The 20,394-nt window shown below is 60.4% G+C and carries 11 protein-coding genes; 3 read left to right on the top strand and 8 right to left on the bottom strand.

What is annotated here, in order from left to right; all coding sequences use genetic code 11:
- Nucleotides 1–284 precede the first annotated feature (284 nt).
- Nucleotides 285–2,543 (top strand): glycosyltransferase family 4 protein, encoded by a 2,259-nt coding sequence (locus ABNQ38_RS06310; RefSeq protein WP_377806292.1) that lies wholly within the window; start codon nt 285–287, stop codon nt 2,541–2,543.
- Between the two features lie 22 nt (nt 2,544–2,565).
- On the opposite strand, the gene ABNQ38_RS06305 is transcribed toward ABNQ38_RS06310, so the two are convergent.
- From ABNQ38_RS06305 to ABNQ38_RS06290, 4 genes are read right to left on the bottom strand one after another with little or no spacing between them, the layout of a single operon-like run.
- A complete protein-coding gene (locus tag ABNQ38_RS06305) occupies nt 2,566–6,306 on the bottom strand; it encodes a glycosyltransferase (protein WP_377806291.1) in 3,741 nt (1,246 codons plus the stop codon).
- Nucleotides 6,307–6,335: 29 nt separating this feature from the next.
- Nucleotides 6,336–7,334 (bottom strand): kinase, encoded by a 999-nt coding sequence (locus tag ABNQ38_RS06300; RefSeq protein WP_377806290.1) that lies wholly within the window; start codon nt 7,332–7,334, stop codon nt 6,336–6,338.
- Nucleotides 7,335–7,389: 55 nt separating this feature from the next.
- The gene (locus tag ABNQ38_RS06295; RefSeq protein ID WP_377806289.1) at nt 7,390–8,187 is read right to left on the bottom strand and encodes an NAD-dependent epimerase/dehydratase family protein; all 798 of its coding nucleotides are present in this window, start codon (nt 8,185–8,187) and stop codon (nt 7,390–7,392) included.
- The gene (locus ABNQ38_RS06290) at nt 8,184–9,167 is read right to left on the bottom strand and encodes a GDP-L-fucose synthase family protein (protein WP_377806288.1); all 984 of its coding nucleotides are present in this window, start codon (nt 9,165–9,167) and stop codon (nt 8,184–8,186) included. The genes ABNQ38_RS06295 and ABNQ38_RS06290 overlap by 4 nt, the downstream gene beginning before the upstream one ends.
- 522 nt (nt 9,168–9,689) lie before the next feature.
- On the opposite strand from ABNQ38_RS06290, the gene ABNQ38_RS06285 reads away from it, so the two are divergent.
- Nucleotides 9,690–10,043, top strand: coding sequence for a hypothetical protein (locus ABNQ38_RS06285; RefSeq protein ID WP_377806469.1), 354 nt, complete (start codon nt 9,690–9,692; stop codon nt 10,041–10,043).
- Nucleotides 10,044–10,059: 16 nt separating this feature from the next.
- Here the strand turns inward: ABNQ38_RS06285 and ABNQ38_RS06280 are convergent, their stop codons facing one another.
- The 4 genes from ABNQ38_RS06280 to wecB form a co-directional block, all read right to left on the bottom strand.
- Nucleotides 10,060–11,268 (bottom strand): sulfotransferase, encoded by a 1,209-nt coding sequence (locus ABNQ38_RS06280; RefSeq protein WP_377806287.1) that lies wholly within the window; start codon nt 11,266–11,268, stop codon nt 10,060–10,062.
- A 379-nt stretch (nt 11,269–11,647) separates the two neighbouring features.
- On the bottom strand, nt 11,648–12,778 hold the full coding sequence (locus tag ABNQ38_RS06275; protein ID WP_377806286.1) for a hypothetical protein: 1,131 nt from the start codon (nt 12,776–12,778) through the stop codon (nt 11,648–11,650).
- Nucleotides 12,779–12,788: 10 nt separating this feature from the next.
- Entirely contained in the window at nt 12,789–15,995 is a 3,207-nt protein-coding gene (locus tag ABNQ38_RS06270) for a hypothetical protein (protein ID WP_377806285.1), read from the bottom strand.
- Between the two features lie 24 nt (nt 15,996–16,019).
- A complete protein-coding gene (wecB, locus tag ABNQ38_RS06265) occupies nt 16,020–17,144 on the bottom strand; it encodes a non-hydrolyzing UDP-N-acetylglucosamine 2-epimerase (RefSeq protein ID WP_377806468.1) in 1,125 nt (374 codons plus the stop codon).
- A 728-nt stretch (nt 17,145–17,872) separates the two neighbouring features.
- Between wecB and ABNQ38_RS06260 the strand changes: the two genes are divergently transcribed.
- The gene (locus tag ABNQ38_RS06260; RefSeq protein WP_377806284.1) at nt 17,873–20,185 is read left to right on the top strand and encodes a glycosyltransferase family 4 protein; all 2,313 of its coding nucleotides are present in this window, start codon (nt 17,873–17,875) and stop codon (nt 20,183–20,185) included.
- Nucleotides 20,186–20,394 lie beyond the last annotated feature (209 nt).

Raw genomic sequence — 20,394 nt, 5'->3', positions numbered from 1 at the left:
GACCTTGTTATGCGACTCGCTATTCCGATGGTCAGGACACGACTTTGGAGGAAGATTTTTCGGTGGCGCCTTATGCGGGAGAGGAGGCGCAGCTTGTGGAAATGAGGGCGCACGACGAACCCGCGCATTGATGAAAATACGCATAAATCATATAGTCTGGTAACATTCCCGTCCCGATTCTGGTATATATATCAATGACTGTTACGACATTCTCCGGCTTTCTAGAATTCATAACGACGGATAAAATTTACGGCTGGCTCTATAATCAGAGCGAACCATCGGCGTTGAATTTTGTTGATATTTACGTCGATGGTCAGCTTATCGGCGTCTACCCGTGCAACGGCTATCACGAATCCTTGTCCCACCTGCCGGGCCGCAATGGCCATGTGCTGTTCAGCCTGCCCACACCAGAGGCGGTCCTGTCGGAACGGGGGGCGGTGGTGGATGTCCGCATTCACGGCACCGGCACCTCCTTGTCCGGTTCGCCGATTCGGACGAACTGGCGGCGCGCCGTCATCGACACGGCCCTGTCGGCGGCGTCCGGACCTAAGGCGCGGCTCTGCCGCACCGCAATCATCGAAACGCTGAACCGGACGCGGCGGCTGGCCGGGCTGCCGATTCCGGCCGCCGCATTGCGCCCATCGCCTTGGCTGCATGGTGGGCGCAGCGGCGCACCGGAATATTTCGCCCACCAGCTCCACCGGCTGAATGCCGCAAGCTTCTTCCACCTGGACGACGACGACGATCTCGCCGCCTTCATCGCCGCGCACGGCGATCAGTTTGGAGTTGGCGACCAAGCCCTGGTGCCGGTCGGCACGGAGCAGGCCCGCCGACTGGCCGAGGGCCACCCGGCGCCCGACGGCCTGTTCGCATCCCGCCTGTTCCGCGCCTATGCGGCAGCCCGGAAGGACGTGGGAATAGAGGATTGGGCGGCCCGGCCGGTGGCCTGGAAGATCTACGATTTCGCGCAATGGGCGCTCGGGCAGGTCCGGCTGCCGACGTCCGTGCTGGCGCCGGAGCAGATCGCCTTGCTGAACGCTCCCGGTGGCGTCGCCGCCGCTGCCCTCCCCCTGACCAACTTCTATACCGAAGCTTATCGGCGGGATGCGTCCCTGGCGGACACCTGCTCGCTCTCCAATCGGCAGGATCGGTTCATCATCCTGCTTGTGGTGACGCTGTGGCTGATCCGCTGGAACCAGGATGAGGTCTTCGTGCCCGAGGATGTGCAGCGCCTGCTGCGCACTCCAGTGGAGCATGAGGGACAACGGCTAGAAGGGCTCGGCTATTTCTGCCAGCGTCTGGGGATCCCGGACGGCGGCGCGATCACCTTCGAGTTTCTGAAGGCTCTCCAGACGGTCCGCTCCCCCTTCCGCCAGCCGTCGGCGGCGGCCCAGGCTCCCCAGCCGGCGGGCATCAACATCTTCGGCTATCTGAATGGGCTGACCGCCATCGGCCAGAACGCCTGGACCAGCCGGTCCGCCATTGCCGCCGCCGGCTTCGAAGTGCGGACGCCAGCGCTCGCCCGGTCCACCCTTTCGGATACCCGGCAGATGGACAGCCAGCCGGCCCTGCCGATCAACCTGATCCATTTCGGCCTGATCGGCACGCCAACGGACATGCTCAACCAGGGCTTTGAGCTGTTTGACGGCGCTTACAACATCGGCCTGCTGGTGTGGGAAAGCAGCGCCCTGCCGCCCTCCGCCCGGCTGACGCTCGAGCTGCTCGACGAGATCTGGACGCCCTCCTCCTACTGCGCCGCCGTGTTCCGGCAGCATTTCGCCGGACCGGTGGAGGTGGTCCCCCATGCGGTCGATCCAGCCTTCGCCTCGCCTGACGCCTCTCGGCCCGACGCCATTCGGTCCAATCCCTTCCGCTTCTATTTCTGCTTCGATGAGCTGAGTTGGTGCACGCGCAAGAATCCGGCCGGCACGGTCGAAGCGTTCCTGCGCGCCTTCCCCACCGGAAATGAGCCGGTCGAACTGGTGGTCAAGTTCCGCCATAGTGGCGGCAGCGGAGTCGCAACGTCACACGCCATCCCGTCGGCCAGCAACCGGCGCGAGATCAGCCGTTTCCGCCGGCTGGCAGCGCAGGACGCGCGCATCCGCCTGCTCGGCGGCGACTATGAGACGGTGGACATGGCGGCGCTGATGCGGGACTGCGACTGCTACGTTTCACTGCATCGGGCCGAAGGCTTCGGCTACACCATGGCGGAGGCCATGATGTGTGGAAAGCCAGTGATCGCGTCGCGCTATTCCGGAAATCTCGATTACATGGACGAGGGATGCGCCTTCCTGGTCGGCGGGGTCGAGCGCTACATGGCCCACGACGAATATATTGACGTTCCGCCCGGCTCGCGCTGGTTCGAGCCGGACCTGGACGCTGCCGCTGCCACAATGCGCCGGGTTTTCCAGGACAACAAGGAGCGGACCGGTCGGGCGACCGCAGCCGCTTTGCGGGCGAAACGCGACTTGTCGCCGGAAGCGGTCAGCCGCCTCTACGGCGACCGGGTCAAGGTGGCGTTGCAGCGGCTTTCCAGCCGCTGAGCCAACCCAGCGTCGAGCTTTCTCAGGCAGCCTCCCCCAATGCTGGCAGCAGGTCGGTGACGACGCGCAGGCTACCGACGGCCACGCCGCAACGACGCGAGCCGTCCTGCGCATGCGGGGCGGTGGCCGGAACGGTCACGGTCAGATCGGCCGATCCAAACCGCAGCGCCCGCTCGACCGGCTGCCCCTTGCCCTGACTGTCGAGAGCATAGACAAGTTCACGTTCCGCCCTCCCCTGCTCCATGGCAGGAGAGGGCGAAGGAGCTGCGACCGGGCGGAGCGCATAGCCGTCGAGATGCAGTTCCGGCACGACGTCACGGTCGACGGCGCTATCCGTCACGGCGAGTGCGACGCGCATCCGCGGATCGGTGAAGACCGGCAGGCGCAACCACGAGCTGCGCTCCGGCCCGGTCCAACGCCAAACGCCCTGGCCGCGCTCCCGCTCCGGCCCATGCCAGTTGTCGCCGATCACGGCCGCCGCTCCTTCCTGCCCGGGAGCAAGCGAGATCTTGGTCACCAGTGCGATGTTGGTGACGATGAGGGTGCCGTGGAAGGCCAGGGACAGTCTGGTGAGTCGGGCGCCGGGAAGGTCAGTCTCGACCGGAAGCGCCACCCGGATGGTGCCGGCCACTTCGTCGATCCGGATGCAGGCGGCGGGAAGCTCCCGGCCGTCAACCTGGACGGTCAGGCAGCCAGGCTCAGGGCGGGGGAGACGCGGCCCGGACAGGCAGGTGACGACAATGTCGTGTGGGGCCGTGCGCCACAGCCGCTGCCCGGCCGCAAACACAGCGCCGGCATAGAAGGCGTAGTGGCGGCGGCCGAAATCGTCATGGGCAATGGCCACCGAGGGGCCGGACAGCGCTGTCATCTCGCTGACCGGACGGCTGATGTCGATGAGGTCGGTGAAGAGATCGGTCAGGGACAAGCCGCTTCCGGAGAAGCGGCGTAAGGCCGGTATCCGGTCCGCGTTTTTTAGGGATGCCAGCAAGGTTCGGACATGCAGCGGCCAGTCCCGCCCATAGGCGGTTTTCAGCACGCCGAATCCATTGTAATCGAGCGGCCTGCCCCCGGCCCAGTCAGACAGCAGGCCGCCGAGGGCCTGAATACCCGGCCCCCATTCGACCGGAACGTCAGGCAAGCTGTCCGGCGGTCGGGGAGACGGAACGACCGGCTTCCGCCCACGTAGCCTCCCGATGACCGCCGCAAGCCGCTCGTCGTAGAGCGCCAAGCTGTGGGCGCGTTCATAGGTCCGGCGCCACAGGTCGCGGCAGCGCCTGCGTCGTTCGGGACTTTCCAGCAGAGCCAGGATCGCCGACGCGAAATCCAACGGGGTGTCGCAGACGAAATCGGCGTCCATCCCGTCCTGCAAGGCGCCGCGCAGAGCGAAGGAGGTGGAGACGATCGGCTTCCCGGCGGCAACCGCCTCGATCATCTTGATGGCACCGCCAGCCCCTTCATGAATTGGCAGGATGACCAGCTTCGCCGCGGCATAGAGCGGCGCCACACTGTCGAGCATCCCGGTGAAAACGATCTTGGGGTGGTCGGGCCAGTTGCGCGCCCAGGCGATGCTGCCCGCCACGAACAGCGTAACCCCGGCCCGCGACAGATGGGGAAAATAGACCGTTTCCAAGAACCAGATCAGCCCGCGGCAGTTTGGCTCGTGGCCCGAACTGACGAATAGAAGGTCGATGCCCGGCAGGGCTTTGGCCTTGTCAATGACGTCGTTCACCGTGGTGTCGGCGGCAGCGTTGGCCGTGGAGCTGGCAGCGGCCCGGTCCTTTTCCGGGGCCGTCGCGACAATCCCGCAGGAGGAGACCAGGGCACCCAGGTCGGGAGCGTCCAAAAGCCGCTCGTATCCGGCACCGTCTGTGAAAAGCGGCATCGGAAGATACGAGATCCGATCCCCCATATCCCCCTTCAGGCGAATCACCTCCAGTTCGCTGAGGCTGACGACATGACCACAGCGCTTGAGCATCGCCTTTTCCAGATCGAATTCCCGTGGGTCGAAGGCGCGATTTCCGTAGAGAGCTTTCTGGAACGACTGGATGTCGTGCATCTCGCACAGGAGCGGAACGCGGTCCCATCCCAGCGCCGCCACCACTGGCAAGAAGCGCACATAGTTCAGGACCACCAAGTCGAACTTGGTTTCGCGGGCGGCCTTCAGCAGGTCCGGGGGGAAGGACAGACCTTGCGCGAACAACAGGTCGCGTTCCAACGAATAATGGCCGGCGGTGGCCATCCGGGCCAGCCGGCCGGCGGTGTGCGCATCGAGGTTGGCGGAGAGATGGAACAGGCAGAAGACCTCCGCCACCGGCAAGCCGGATAGGCACTCCTCCAGCGCGGCGCGCCATCGCTCCATCGCCTCGCTGGTCTCAAAGCTGCGGGTCGAGACGAACACCCCGGTGATTCGGCAACCCGAGCGGACCAAATGGTCAATTTGGTTGAGGGCGACCCGGCTGGCCCCATTGCGCAGCAGCATGGCGTCACCGTCCATGACCAGGACCACGCGCACGGCAGGGTCGGCCGCAGGCACCGGAACCGGGTTTGCGGGAACGGTCGCCAGCAAGGCGCGGACATAGCCGCGGGGGTCGGTGCGCTCGTGCCAGTGGGAGCGAAGCCGTCGCGCCGCTGCCAGATAGTCGGGATGGCGGTCCATCATCCCCTGCACGGCGTCGAACAGCCCGTCGGGATGGCGGTAGACGGCGGCATGCTCCGCAGAGACCTGGCTGGCCATCCAGGATCCCTCCGGCACGATCACCGGCTTTCCGGCGACCAGTGCCTCGACCAGGATACCCGAGCTGCGTTCAGCGTAGCTGTCGGGATCGTAGGGGATCAGGACCGCGTCGCAGGCCTGCAGCCGACGGTAATAGGCGGCGGTCGGCAAGGGGGCCACGGTCAGTTCCACCTGCGGGGCCGCGAATTGCAGAAGCTGGTTGCGTGCCTGAAGCATGCCCGGTTCGCCGCCCGGCATGTTGAAATGCGATTGGACGAGGAAGCGCGCCCTGCCGGGGCGGATTGCGGTCCGCCAGAGCCGTGACAGCAGCGACGGCAGCAAATGATATCCCTTTTCCAGCCGGGCATCGCCGAAATAGCCGATCGCCAGGGGAGCGGCCGACGGGGCGGCTTCGGCGTCCTGCCGTTCTGGAGATTCCCCGTCCAGCAGGTCGGTGCGGAACGGGATGGGCATCACGGTGAAGGGATGGCCGAACAGGCCGGTGAAGGAGCGGGCCAGCGCGTCGGTGTCGCTGAGAAAGCCCAGCTTGTGGCCGAGACGCGGATCGTCCTGCAGCCGGGCGAACACGCGCACCAGCGAGGACCGCCACGGCTCGAGCAGCCAGGATAGGGGAAAGCGGAACAGGAGGCGAATGTGCGGCAGGGCGGCGACGGCGTCCGCTGGCAGGCCGAGCAGCCAATGCAGGATGTCGTCCGCCTCCTCCCATCCCAGAGTGTGCAGTAGGACGATGTCCCCCACGTCCGCGCCGCACCGCTCCAGCAGGGCCGACAGTTCGTCTGCGATCCTGGTGACGGCGGTTCCCTGTCGGTGGGCTTGAGCGGCCTCGCCCCAGCTCATAGCGAACCAGGGCAGCACATCCAGGTCGATGGAGCCGACGCCCTGGAACAGGGATGGGTCGACAGACCGGTTTGCGGCGATCAGAACGGAAAGGCCGAGCCCCTGCGCCGCCCGCGCGACCGACGTGCTGTATTCGTAATAGTGGCCGCCGAGCCCGACGAGGGACTGGTCGCAGAGAATGAGGCGATTCATCAAAGCAGCCGTAGAGGGGGACAAAGAGTTCAGGAGTAAAGGAGGATTGCTCCTTGCGTGTCCAGCCCGATGTCGATCACCTTGGCCGGGGAAACCGCCGCCGCAACCTGTGCCCGCCGTTCCGGCGGCACCACCATCAGCAGGAAGCCGCCGCCGCCGGCACCGCAGAGCTTGCCGCCGAGCGCACCGTTCACCATGGCGCGGTCGTACAGCTCGTCGATGTGGGGAAGGGTGATCTTGCTCGACAGCGAGCGCTTGATCCGCCAGCCCTCGTCCATCATACGGCCGAACTCAGCGACCATGGCCTGGGGGTCCTCCATCTCCATGACGGCGACGGACTGGTCAACGAGGTCGAGCAGGGCCTCCATCTGCCGGTCCACCTTACCGGCCTTGGTGTTGCCGATCTGCTCGTCGAGCGTCGTCGAGGCGTGGCGAGTGACGCCGGAGTAGATCAGCATCAGGGAGTCGACGAAATGCTGCTGCACCGCGCCGGTCATCGACACCGGGGTGATGCGGATGTTCTTGCGGTCGAAGTCGAAGCGATTGATCCCACCGAAAGCGGCATGGAGCTGGTCCTGCACGCCGACGCGCTCGTTCAGCAGGTCGCGCTCGACGAAGATGGCCCGCTTGGCCAGATCCATCTTGGTAACGCGTTCGCTGCGCAGCCGGGCCAGCAGATTGAGCAGGGCCACGGTGAAAGCGGAAGAACTGCCGAGCCCAGTGCTGGCGGGAATGTCCGACATGATGTTGATGTCGAGCATGTCGTCGATGTGATAATGCCGCAGGCATTCGCGCACGACGTTGTGCTTGATCTCGCCGACCTCTATCACCTTTTCCAGTCGGGAATAGCTGACACGGTAACGGTAGTTCTGAATGCCAGATATTCTCAGCGCGCTGATGTAAATATACTTGTCGATCGCCATGCCAACCACGGCACCGCGCTGCCCCTCTTTTCGGAAATGCTCCGGATAATCCGTCCCACCGCCGAAGAAGCTGATCCGGAACGGGGTGCGCGACATGATCATCATGGCTGTTACCTTGACAAGGATGCCTGGGCAGGCAGGTCCGGCCGGATGGCTCCGGTCAGGCTTTCGCCGCCCCGTGCTCCGCAACGAAGCGCCGGACGTCGTCCGTGCTGGAGGGAAGAGGAATGCCGCTCAGGCGCCGAAGCTTGTCCAATGAGAGTTCGTAGTGCACGATCGGCGCATCGTCACGGAAGACCGACGGTGCCCCCATCTCGCGATGCAGGTCGCCCAGGTACACCAGCCCTTCGGCTCCGAGATTGACCACCTCGTTGCGCACGCCCCGTTCGACAAGGCGCCAGACCAGATCGGCGGCGTGGTCGGTGTGGATGAACTGCAGGCGGCTTTCCGGCGAAAGCCACACCGGATCCCCGTTCAGCATGTCGTAGATGGCGTTCTTCTTCAGTCCAGGTCCGACGAAGCCGCCCATCCGCACAACCAGCCAGGGACGTCGGCTGGCCATCACCAGCTGTTCGGCCAGATGTTTGTGCAGGCCGTAACGGCTGACCCGGGCGAGGTCGATCATCTGATCCTCACCCGTCGTCTCCGGCGAGGACGGATCGGGATAAACGTCGCCGCTCGACAGGAACACATAGGTGCCGGCGTCGAAAGCCACCAAGCTTTCCATCACCGACCGCACGGAGGCATCGAAGTCGAACAGCGGATCCCGGTCGGCCAAAAACTTCTTGCTGTTGCCGTTGGCATTGATCAGCACGTCGCACCGGGTGCCGCGCAGCCTTTCGATGTTTTCCCGCCCGACCAGGACGCAATCCATGCCGCGGGCGGCGAACAGACGGCGATAGGCGGAACCGACGAAGCCGTTGCCACCGATCAGATAGGTCAGGAGGCGGGAGCTCATAGCCGCAGCCCGTCGCCACGATCAGCGTAATGGGTCGCGAACCAGTCGATGGTGCGGCGCAGCCCGGCGGTGAGCGGGGTCGGACAGGAAAGGCCGAGCGACGACAGCCGCGCGGTGTCGAAGATCTTCACCATCTGGCCGTCCGGCTTGCTGGTGTCCCATTCGATCCGGCCGGCATAGCCGGTGAATTCGGCCACCGTCTCCGCCAGTTCGCGGATGGAGGTTTCGGTGCCGGAGGAGATGTTGACCGGCCCGACCTCGTCGAAGCTTTCCAGGAAGAAGGGGATCAGCGCGGCCACATCGCCGGCATAGACGAAATCGCGGGTCGGTTTGCCGGACCCCCACTGGGTGATGCAGTCCACCCCCTGCAGCCGCGCCTCGTGGAAGCGGCGGATGGTCGCCGGAATGACATGGCTGTCGAGCGGATGGAAATTGTCGTATTCGCCATACAGGTTGCCGGGGATGATGACGGACGCGTTCAGCCCGTGCTGCTGCCGGTAGGCGCGCGCGGCGACGACACCCATCATCTTGGCGGTGGAATAGGGGGCGCTTTCCGGCTGCGGATAGCCGTTCCAGAGCTGGTCCTCGCCGATCGGGCTGGCCGCACGGGCCGGATAGGAGCAGCCGCCCATGGGATAGAGCAGCTTGCTAACCTTGAAATGGGCCGCCGCTTCAAACATCAATGCGGTCAGCAAGGTGTTGCGCAGGTAGAAATCCGCAGGATAGGTACGGTTGGCGCCGATTCCACCAGAATAAGCCGCCAGGTGCACAACGGCAGTGGGGCAAACATCTTGGAACATCTTGTGGATCTGGCCACGGTCCATCAGATCGTAATGACGGGAATTGACCGTGAAGACGTGTTCGGTCCCGTACCTGTCATTGAGAACCCGAACAGTGTGACGTCCCAGAAAACCAGTTGCACCTGTAACAAGAATACGATCAAGATCAACCATAATGACCCAAGCCGCTTCAGTGTTCATTTCTCAAGGAATGTTCCACGAGGCTGCACTCATCGCCACGGAACACCCTTAGGAGAGTTTGTTCTGTATAGCAACAGCACCTCCTCAAGGTAAAGAGAAGTTTAGGTGGTTCATATGCGCCTGCACCAATCGCTACAGGCATGCGGCAAATCCATCAGTTGATTTTTCTCGATTTTCCCGAGCCACTTATGGCCACTTCCTGAAAAAATACAGAATGAGGCATTGGCGATTAGATATTCTTGCTCTCCTCACCCTTTGTAACTGCTTCTGTAATGGACCATTGGGCGTCAAGCTCCCGAATGCCTCACGTCGTCGGTTTCGTGCTTCCGTCCGTGTGCAGCACGGGCCCCGCCGCACCATGCGATCAGAACGGAACCCGAGAGCCGATCTCACAGGGCGTGATCCCCCTCCAAGGAGCGAGGTCCCCAACAGTCACCCGGCCTCAACCGGGCCCCGTATCCCGGCGATGGGACCTCGGGCAGCTGCGGCACATCGCAAGAGTGCCCGTGCTGCGGCGCCAAGATCGAAAAGACCCTGACCGATCGCGTGCACCGTTGCCCGGACTGCGGTCTGGTCGAAGACCGCGACGTGGCGACCGCGTCCGTCATCGAGTTCCGGGCCTTCGGACACCAAGCGGGCGGGTTGCCGCGTCGCTTGTCTGAAAAGCCGCCGCGCTTTAGCCGGCGGAGTGATCACAGAGTTCGTCCGTCCACCAAAGGCAGTGAATCACACAGCCCAGCTGCCGTAAATTCTCCCAAATCGGCACCCCCGCGAAAAAATTCTAGCGAAAATTGCATAATTATCAAACCACAATCAATTGGAGGCATTTCTATTTTTATTCGGATTCACCAGAAAATTTTACAGACGTTGAGATAAAAATTTCCCCTCGATGTTAATTGAATTTCTCATCTGGGAGTGTCCAACGCTCCAGCATCTCTTGGGCATCTCTATGTGTTGGATCTTCTTTTACTGCATCTTTTATATCTTGTATTGCCTGCTCATGGCTTCCCATTTTTTTGTAAACATAGGCGCGATTGTACTTTACCCAGAAGGGTACGTAGCCGCAACGTTCGGCCTTATTGAATTCTGCAAGTGCCCGCTCACAGTTGTTCGGACTGTTCCCATAAAGCATGAGGGCGAAGATGTAGTGGCCGAAACCATCTTGAGGAAAATCTGATACATAGCTTTCCACAGCCTCTTGCCACTCTGGTCGTGCGAGTGGAACTTGGGCATAGGAGGTCAACACTGCACGTCGCGGGTCAATCATGGCTGGATCAACGTCACTGAGTCCGCTAACTTCCGACGCATATTTTGGCGATAAAGCTTCCATCAAATCTCTAGAAATATCTCCCCAATACCCATAAAGATCATTTTCCGAATAAAACGACAACCTATTTGCATCCCAAGCATCGAACAGGCTGCGATATATACTTTCACACTTAGACAATTTTTCGCTTTCTTCTTCTGTTATACCAAAAATGTCACCACGATCAATTTTTCCCGCTTGATGAATTGAAGCTCCGGAAATTACAGCCATGGTCCCCAACCGTTCATTCAGTGTTTGCAGCACACACGCTGAATACCGCTCCATTGGAATGGCGCAGACATTTGGTAGGAAGCTTATGAAGCGCATCATGAGCGCCACTGAAATGATCCACGTATCCAAAATTTCCGCATAGCTGTTTTCTGGAAACATCCGCTTCATGGAAGCGGTTGCCTGTATAGGGTCACGAAATGTGAATACATAATTTGCATTAAAGTAATTTTTAGCGAAGAATTCCCAAATTCTTATCTGCTCAACACGACCAGGACCGAGTGCAATTTTGTCACCCACACGTCGATAGTACTTTGAAAGCTCTTCAATAACGTGCCTTCCATTCAGGCTCCCTGGAACGCACGGTGGAATATAGTTTCCCTTCCGCCATGTGCGTTTCCGCACAGAACCACGACGATTAAAAACCTCGGCGTAGTGGGAGACCTCATAATTCCAGTAAATTTCTGCCTCTTGCAGAATACAAGCCTCTGGGTCAGTATTTAAAATATGTGTTAGCACGGTTGTGCCGGATCGAGCGTGGCCAATAATGAAAATTTCTGGACTCATGTCTTGTCGCCTCCCTGTTGATGTTTGGTGCTTGCAGAAAAGTTCTTCACATTGATACGAGCACAGTTTCCTTTCCATAAAGGCCGCACTGTTTACCACGGAAAATCTAGGTCAATCCCACATCCACTTCCAGATGCCGTAATGGGCTTTGCACCAAGCTCTGGCTTGGGCGGGCGGCTGTCCCCACAGTGATGGTGTGAGAAACAGGGGGCCGAGTGGATCGGCCCCAAGCATCAGCCCCACGCAACATGGAGGGACAGCCATGGATCACTATGCCGGGATCGACGTCGCGTTGGAACAGAGCAGCGTGTGCTTGGTGGATGGGGCGGGCAAGATGTGTCTGCACCTATTTCGACAGCGAAAGTTTCGCCTTCCGTTGCTAAGAGAATGCCAGCGGCAGATGCGGAACCATCTTGTCGAACTGCGCCCTCCAGTTGAGTTCGCAGCGCACCGCCTCATGGCAGTTCCGGACAAGTTCCTCATACCGCTCGGTCCGTGCGATCGAGACTGCGTAGCAGATCGCTGCCTCCAAATGATGGTTCTCCCAGCCTTCCATCAGGATGCCGCAGTCGTAGCGCCGGAGGATGTCGGCACATTGGGGATTCGGCGTGCAGATCGGCGGCACGCCAGCGGAAATGGACTCGAACAGCTTGTTCGGCGACGCAAAGAATGAGTTGAAGTCGAAAGGGCGCCAAAGCACGAAGCGGTAATCATAATTCTGGACAATTTCATGAAGCTTGGCGAGAGGAAGAAGGCCAAGATAATTCAAACTCCCATTTTCGCTTCCCTTCCTGACAATGGAGCGCGTATCATCATCGTCCTGAGGACCGGCCATATCAATCCGAATGTTTTCTATCTTCAGACCTGACAGCACATCGCAAAAAGTATTCTTGTTGATCGTACCAGCATGCAGGAAACGGATGCGGCCATGCGCAGGCAGGCCTTGGCGAGGCGGAAACCCCTGGTCGGACGCAACGTTCAGAAGCTCCACCAAAGGTTTCGCTTTCCATTCCGGAGTGCGAAGGTCGTAAGATGCCCTGCGTTGCTCGGGAACGGCCACCACATCAACCATGTCCTGGACCATGTCGTTGAAGTCGCCGTACAGGCTGCCGCCATGAATCTGATGTTCGAGACTTTCGAGCATGTAATAGATCAGCAGGCTCGGCTTATGGCCGGACAGCAGCAGTCCGGGCATGACCGACCCATGGGTGACGATAAGGACATCCGGGTGGAAGGACCGTAGGAACCGCTCAATGAACCGCGCATATTCGATGTGGAACACCGGGTCGTGCGGAGGAGTGCGGGTTACGAACCGTCGCAGAGAAATCAGGTCATGGGCGAAGAGCGCACGGCGCCCCTTCATGTCCGGCTCGACGACCACAGCCTCGGTCGCGGCGTAATGGCGGGCCAGCGAAGCCGTCAGCAATTCAATCTGCGGAACAGCGTAACCGAGTGTGATGTCCGACAAGCAGGCGATCTTCAAGGTTTGATCCCTTTCCAGGAAGGCCATGGAGCGGCGGTTACCAGTCTTGGGCGGAAATCCGCTCATCCGACCAGCAAGGAGCCGACGACGACTGCGCCAGCAAAGTCGAGACCAGTGTCGACGACGCATTTCGCCCACGCCACCCGGGAGCGACGCTGGCAACCGAGTGATGGAGCGAGGCGAAGCTACCGTGCAGAATGGCAATCGCCTCGGCCAAGGACTGAGCGATCTCCTGGTCGGAGTTCTCTTCGATGTACTTGATGCCGAGGGCGGTCTCCGCGATGGGAACAGGCGAGCTCACCCAACGGAACGTTGGACGCACAAGCTGGTAATCGGTCGTGGTAAAGGCATTCAGGAAACCGATCCATAGCCGAGTCGCCTGCGGGATCAGCGGAATGACGATGGACATTCGCTCATCTCCGGCATGGCCAACGATGTGATCCCGCCGCCAGAGTTCCGTGGACCGGACGTTCCCATCGTCCCACTCGTCACGCAGAAGGGCGACCACCACCCGGGTGTGGCTGTCGTGGAACGGCGACTCATGGCCGAAGGACAGCCAGACATGGGTGCAGCCCGCGGGCACCGGAGACTGGATGTAGGTCGTCTGATGACGGGAGATCCAAACGGACTGAGAGGATACCGCCCGATCAGCGGGCAGGTCCCCTTCGTTGGACAGGGTACGCCATGGGAACGCCTGCAGGCAGTTCTGTTCGCTGACGATGTTGTTCGGCTTGATGCTGGCGGCATGAAAGGCGTAAGACGCCTGATCGACGATTTCGGACATCCAGGTTCCGGCCGGAACGATCACGGGTTTGCCCGCTGCCAGAGCTTCGGTGAAGATGCCTGAACTGCGGGCCGTGTAGTTCAGCCGCGTGTAGGGAATCAGGACGAAGTCCGAGCGGTTCAGAAGCTCGTTGTACTCGGGCATGGACAAAGGGCGCGGAAGCGTACGGACGGCGCTTCGGTTCATGGAGCGCAGATGCTCCAACGCCTGCAGGATCTTCAGCTCCGGGCGTGCCTGGGTGACATAGGATTGCAGTTGGAAGCGCAGCAGCCCCTGAGCGACATAATCGCGATCGAGCTGGTCGATGGCTGCCGGAATCAGATGGAAGCCCTTCTCCAGCCGGGCATCTCCAAGATAGCCGCCGGCAAGGCAGGAATGGTCCCGCGCACCGGATTTCTGGCCATCCCCTCTTCCGGTCCGGGGATTGTCACGGTCCCAGTGAAGGGGAAACAGGTCGATCGCCTCCTTCAATTTCTGGGCGATGCTGTTCAAGGTTTCGAGAAAATCCCTGCCCTGACGGTAAGGGATATAACCGACCGTCCGTGGCAACGGGCAGCGGCTCCGCACGAAACGGACTTGGAAGCGTTCCAGACGATAGATGCTCAAAGACGGCGTGTGGTTGCGAAGAGCCAGCCACACGATGCGGCTGCCTGCCGGTACCTTGATCAGGATCGAATGCTCTTCCTGTCCGGGGGAGGCGTTCCTGGAAGCCGCTTGTAGGTCGCCGGCATGGGCATGCGGGAAAATTTCGACGACGCGTCGCTCTGCTTGGTCGTCGACGGGAGGCTGGCCGGCTTCCGCGCTGCCGATGAACTCGACCGTCAGCTCGGTCGTCGCGCCGGTATCCTTCCACTGCGAGGACAACGTTACTGGGAAAGTCAGCCACAGGTGGGTGGTGCCTTCCGAAACGGCAATGCGCGTATAGCTCATGCCGTTATGAGTCAGCACCACGCCCTCCGGCGTACAACTCCTGTCCTCCTCGTGATCGACGCCGCTTTCGTAATATCGGCGCCACCGCAACGCCTTCGGATCGCCGGAGCTTTCGGCCAGCACAGTTCCATGGCTGGCGACCAGGGCCGCGTGCGTTTGGCTTGCCTGACGGCAGAGTTGCAGACATTCAGGGGCGTCGGCCGGCAGCACGAGCAGTTTGCCGGCCGCCGCCAATTCGATCAGCGGAAATTGCGGCAATCCGTCGCGCAGAAGGACGAGAATGTCAGCTTGGCGCGTTGCCACGGTGGCCCAACGCGTCTTATCCGCCGCCACACGGGCGAGAACCGCTGAATGCCAGCGGTCCAGGAGCGGGTTAGGGGGCGAACCGGCTTCCTCCTGCACAAGGAAGCTGGCAATGCCGGAGGCGGTATAATGGCGCCCCAGCAACGGCATGATGCTCGCCAGAGCGGCGGAACCGTGATCTCCAAGAATCGCCACGCGGCGATGTGAGCTGTCCTCCAACTCTGGCAAGGCGACGGATTTCTCGACACCGACTTCGACGCTTACCGGTATCGGAAGCGTGACGAAGGAAAAAGCGTCAAGGCGGTTGTATTGGTAGGTGAGTTCATCGGTATCGGTATAGAAGTTGATGCGGGTCCGTTCGCTGACGTCCTTCATCGCATGGAATGCATGGCGCATGGCATGCACGCCCCATTCTCCCGCATCAAACTGATCGCTATAGCCGCGGTAGATATCCCGGCGGAAGACCAGATGATAAGTTGGAGCTTGAAGGGCATCGCTTTGCAGGATCGCCCAGCGCAGGCCGGCCAGTTCATGAGGCGCCATGCTGGGCAGGAAGATGTGATCGTCGGCCGTCAACTCAAGCGCCGCCACATTGCGGATCAGGGCCGTGGCGAAGGACTGCGCGGCCGCCGTACGCTGAGCGAGCTGGTTCCAGCGTTGCGCGTCGGCGGGTGCACCGTCAAGGCCCGTCCCCTTTCCCCCCTTCCGCACCAAAGAAGCGGCATCGCGAATACAGGCTCGAAGCAAACGGTAATGAAGGAAGCGGTCTACCTGCGGGTTATGTCCGCGAGTCATCGCTTCCCACTCGCGTTCCGCCAGCAGCGACATGGCAGCAGACCGGATGTTAGCCATCCTGCGCAAGCGGCGCAGCATTCTCGGTGAAACAGGAAAATCGGCACTATAATGGGAAAAAGATTCGATGTCTTTCGACGCTTGCCAGAGCAGACCAATTCGAGAATAGCGGGCGCGCAACAAGGACGCCACTTCAGCGTCTTCCTTCCATTTCCTCAGGGATGACTTTATCGTGCTATTTCCCCAAATGTCATACTCAAACACCGGATGAACTTTATAAAAATCTTCATTTTCTGCGCTGTACATTCTGTTGGCAAAAAGATGCGTCTGGAACGACAGGTCTCGGGCACTTGCCAGAACCTGCTCTGCATACACAAGATAGTGCCCACCCTTGCCGACAATCGAAGGGTCGCAAACAATGAACTTCTTCTTCATGATCATGCTTTCAAGGAGCAGAAATCAACCATTGCGATCAGCCGGGCCGCCCATCACGAGATTGAACAGCGCATCAGCAATCCTGCCGGCAGCGCGACCGTCTCCATAAGGCGAGCCTCCCTTTGTCATGCTTTGATAATGCCGAGGATCGCGCAGCAAAGCCTGCGTTTCTCCAATGATCCGTTCGGGATCGGAGCCGACCAGACGCGCCACGCCGGCGGCGATGGCCTCAGGCCGCTCCGTTGTATCGCGCAAGACTAGGATCGGCTTGCCGAGCGCCGGCGCCTCCTCCTGCACCCCTCCTGAATCAGACAGGATGATGTCTGCGGCCTTCATTGCAGATACGAAGCCGAGGTAATCGAGAGGAGAGATCAGTTTGATCCGCTCATGCTGAGCGAGCATCAGATGAACGGCTTCCTTGACGTTGGGATTGGGATGGACAGGCAGAACAATCTCGACATCCGAATTCTCCGACGCCAAGCGTAGAATCGCCGAAAGGATCCGCTGCAAAGGCTCGCCGAAGTTCTCGCGTCGGTGCAGCGTTGCCAGAACAAGCCGTCGTCCGGGACCGGCTGCATATGGGAAAACAGGAGCGGCATCGGCAATGGACAGGAGGGCATCGACAACCGTGTTGCCGGTGACGAGGATCCGTTCGGCCGGAATTCTCTCGCTCAGCAGATTGTACCGTGCAGCCTCTGTGGGCGCGAAGTGCAGAGCGGCGGTTTGACCAGCTGTGACGCGATTGAATTCCTCGGGGAAGGGGTTGCGTATATCAAATGTACGCAGCCCAGCTTCCACATGACAGAAAGGAACGCGGCGGTAAAAGCAGGCGAGCGCCGTTGCCAGAACAGTGGTCGTATCGCCTTGAGCTAGAACGGCACTTGGGGCTTCGACTGCCAGAACTCGGTCCAGCCCTGCCAAAGCCCTGATCGTGAGGTCAGCGAGCGACTGGTTCGGCGCCATCAGATTTAAGTCTACATCCGGCTTGATGCCGAAGACGCTTAGGGACTGATCCAACATATCGCGGTGCTGCGCTGTGGCGATCACACGAACGGCACACCAATCCGCCGATTTCAAGGTCGATATGACAGGGGCCATCTTGATGGCTTCAGGACGCGTTCCGACGATGCAGAGAATACTCTTTGTCACAACGGCACCCCGATCTTCCACCCAAACGCCACATTCCTAATTTTATCCTCTTTTCTTTTTGCTTAATTGGCGCCTTATGATTCCTTAGAAACAATTAAACACTCTATTATTATCTTTCTTCTGAACATTTGAGCGACCATCAGAATGCTTGGGACCATCACCATTAGGTTAGCCCAAGATACAGATATCAACATACCTTTTCCATCATATACATGGTATCGACTGATTTTCCTAAGCATTGAGATGTATCTTCGAAATCTTTTACAAACAAATTAAGAAATATGCTCTGAAACATATCATAAGATAGGCAAAACAGCACCTCTCTTGTTACAGAAAGCATCCAAACTAATTCCGAAATATATTATTATATATTCAAATAATTTTTGTCTTCCCGCAATCTGCCTATTTCATCACGGGCGAAGGCGAGCTGAGCCTCATAGAGAAAACCGCGCCGCATCCCCCAGTATGCACAGATAAGGCCACCTCTGTTTCAGACCTGCAACAATTACCGAAAGGACTAACTAGATTGTGGATGGCTTTGCTATCCTACCCCTTAGAAGACATTGCTTTGTTGGTATGGCGGACCAGATGACGGTCGTTGCTTCGATATCTAAGTTTTTCTTGAATGTTGATCTCTTCCCAATTCCTTTTGGGTTGAGCCTCGATGCACACACTCCACCTGTCCATCCCTTTAGGGGCGGCTGGATGGCTGTGCTTGGAACCGCACAATGAACGCGATCAGCCCGCTCAAGGCCGAGATTGGCACGACCGCCACCTATCAGGGTCGGTTGGAGTTCATCACCACCAACAAGATCTATGGTTGGCTGCACAACCAGAGCAACCCGGCAGAGGAGTGCCTGATCGACCTCTATGTCGATGGACGCTTCCTCGGCACCCATGCCTGCAACGAACATCACAAGGCGCTGAGCGGACTGCCGGGCCGCAACGGCTTCCTTGCCTTCAACATCCCCCTGCCCGCCGGCCTTCTGTCGATCAACGGCTGCTGCGTCGATGTCAAAATCCATGGCACCCGGATGTCGATCCCAGGCGCCCCTGTCGTCACCAGCTTCCAGCGGGCGGTGATCGACACCGCGCTCTCCGGCATGACGGCGGAGCGCCAAGCCTTGTGCGTGAGCGCTCTTTCAGAGACTGTCAACCAGACCAAGCGCGGCCGGGAGCGTGGGGCCGATGCCCGGTTGATCCGGCCCGCCAACGGCTTTGAGGGGGCCGAGCTGACGGTTGGCGCCTTCCTAGCGCACCAGCTCTACCGGTTGCAGGAGGCGCACACCTTCCATCTGCGCAGTGCCGCCGACCTGACCCGCTTCCTGGTGCGCTGTGCAGACCGCTTCAATCTTTCCGACCATGCCTGGTGCCCGTTGCCGAACGACGTGGCGGCGTACCTTGCCTCAGGCGAAGAGGATGCCGCCGGCCAGTTCCGCTCCCGCCTGCTGGCGGCCTATCAGACAGGAGTGGGCGAGGCGGCCGGCAGCGGAGAGGACGCGCTGTGCGAGCTGGTCCACTGGATGTTCGGCACGGCCCGCCTGCCCAAGGAGGCGCTGGCCACCCGCCATGTGGAGGATCTGAACGCCGCAACCAGGATCGACCGCCACGGGCTGATCTCGCGCTTTTATGCCGGGATGCACGCCCGCGATCCTGACCTGGCCGCAGCCTTCGACCTGCGCGACGAGCGGGCGCTGTTCCCCCTGCTGCTGGCGATCTCGCTGTGGCTGGTGCGCTGGAACCTCGACGATCTGTTCCTGCCCCCTCCGGTACGCGCACTTCTGGACGCGCCGGTGCACCATGATGGCCGGGTCACCACCGGGCTCGGCTATTTCTACACACGCCTGGGCGTCCCAGGGGCGCAGGCGCTCAGCCTGTCGTCTCTGCGCCAGCGGCAATGCGCACCGGTGGCGCGCCACTTGGCCCGTACGTCGCAGGCCAAGGGCGTCAATCTGTTCGGCTATTTCGATGGCGGCAGTGGCATCAGCCGCAATGCCCTGTTCTCCCGCGACATCCTGCAGGATGCCGGCTTCGGCGTGACCATGCCGATGATGGCGGTGCCCAACCGCCATGCCGGCGAGGAGCTCTACCCGGTCAACCTGATCCATTTCGGCCTGCTGGGCGCGCCGGGCGACATGATCAACCATGGGCTGGAGCGCTTTGCCGGGGCCTACAACATCGGCTTCTTCCTGTGGGAAACCAGCGCCTTGCCGCGTTCGGCCCATCTGGCGCTGGAGATGATGGACGAGGTGTGGACGATGTCGGCCTTTTGCGCCGACGCTTTGGCCCAACATTTCACTGGCCCCATCCATGTTGTGCCCAACTGCGTCGACGAGCGCGTGTTGAAGGCGACCGCCGGTGCGCGACCAAGCGGGGCACCCTTCACCTTCTATTTCTGCTTCGATGCCCGCAGCTGGTACACGCGCAAGAACCCGCTGGCGGTGGCCCGCGCCTTCCAGAAAGCCTTCCCCAGCGAAAAGCGGGTCGGGCTGGTCCTGCGCATCCGTTACCGCCAGACCCGCCGGAGCGTCGCCGACCTCGCCCACAAGCTGGAGCTTGATCGTCTGGTTGACAGCGATCCCCGCATCGTCGTGCGCGACCGTGAGCTGTCCTACGCCGACTCGCTGGCCGAGATGCGCTCTTGCGACGCCTATGTCTCGCTGCACCGGGCGGAGGGCTTCGGCTACACCATGGTGGAGGCGATGATGATGGGCAAGCCGGTCATTGCCTCCCGCTACTCTGCCAATCTCGATTACATGACGGATGAGACCGCCTTCCTGATCGGTGGCTGCGAACGCTATCTGGAGAGTGACGAGTATCTCGGCGTCACCCCCGGCGCCCGTTGGTTCGAGCCCGATGTCGGTGCGGCCGCCGAGGCAATGCGGCGGGTCTGGGAGGACCGCGACGAGGCCACGCGGCGGGCAGCAGCTGGCATGGCCTTTGTTCGCAAGCGCTTCGCCCGTCCGGCCCTGCAGGAACTCTATGCCACCCGGCTTCATGCCGTGTTGGCAAGCGGTGTCTCAGCCAAGGCAGAGGTGTGACTGACCGAAGACTGCATGCGACGGCATGCCGCGCGGGAGGTCTCCCAGTTTCACTATATTATGCAATTTAAGACAAAGATTTTTATGATTTTCCTAATGTTCGTCTTTTCCCCCCTCCAATTCATAGCATTTCTCTGATCAATCCCTGATCAGTAGACAGCACAAATTTTAACCTGAGATTGAGTTATCTATATTTGCTGCGCGCGCGG

This window comes from Azospirillum sp. A29 (assembly GCF_042604625.1).
In the GTDB taxonomy this organism is placed as follows: Bacteria; Pseudomonadota; Alphaproteobacteria; order Azospirillales; family Azospirillaceae; genus Azospirillum; species Azospirillum palustre.
This window is presented reverse-complemented; position numbering and strand designations above follow the sequence as displayed.

Coding starts and splice junctions, on each gene's coding strand:
- ABNQ38_RS06290 (WP_377806288.1), bottom strand. CDS start 9,167: ATGAACACTGAAGCGGCTTGGGTCATTATGGTTGATCTTGATCGTATT.
- ABNQ38_RS06275 (WP_377806286.1), bottom strand. CDS start 12,778: ATGGCCTTCCTGGAAAGGGATCAAACCTTGAAGATCGCCTGCTTGTCG.
- ABNQ38_RS06260 (WP_377806284.1), top strand. CDS start 17,873: ATGAACGCGATCAGCCCGCTCAAGGCCGAGATTGGCACGACCGCCACC.
- ABNQ38_RS06295 (WP_377806289.1), bottom strand. CDS start 8,187: ATGAGCTCCCGCCTCCTGACCTATCTGATCGGTGGCAACGGCTTCGTC.
- ABNQ38_RS06300 (WP_377806290.1), bottom strand. CDS start 7,334: ATGATGATCATGTCGCGCACCCCGTTCCGGATCAGCTTCTTCGGCGGT.
- ABNQ38_RS06280 (WP_377806287.1), bottom strand. CDS start 11,268: ATGAGTCCAGAAATTTTCATTATTGGCCACGCTCGATCCGGCACAACC.
- ABNQ38_RS06270 (WP_377806285.1), bottom strand. CDS start 15,995: ATGAAGAAGAAGTTCATTGTTTGCGACCCTTCGATTGTCGGCAAGGGT.
- ABNQ38_RS06305 (WP_377806291.1), bottom strand. CDS start 6,306: ATGAATCGCCTCATTCTCTGCGACCAGTCCCTCGTCGGGCTCGGCGGC.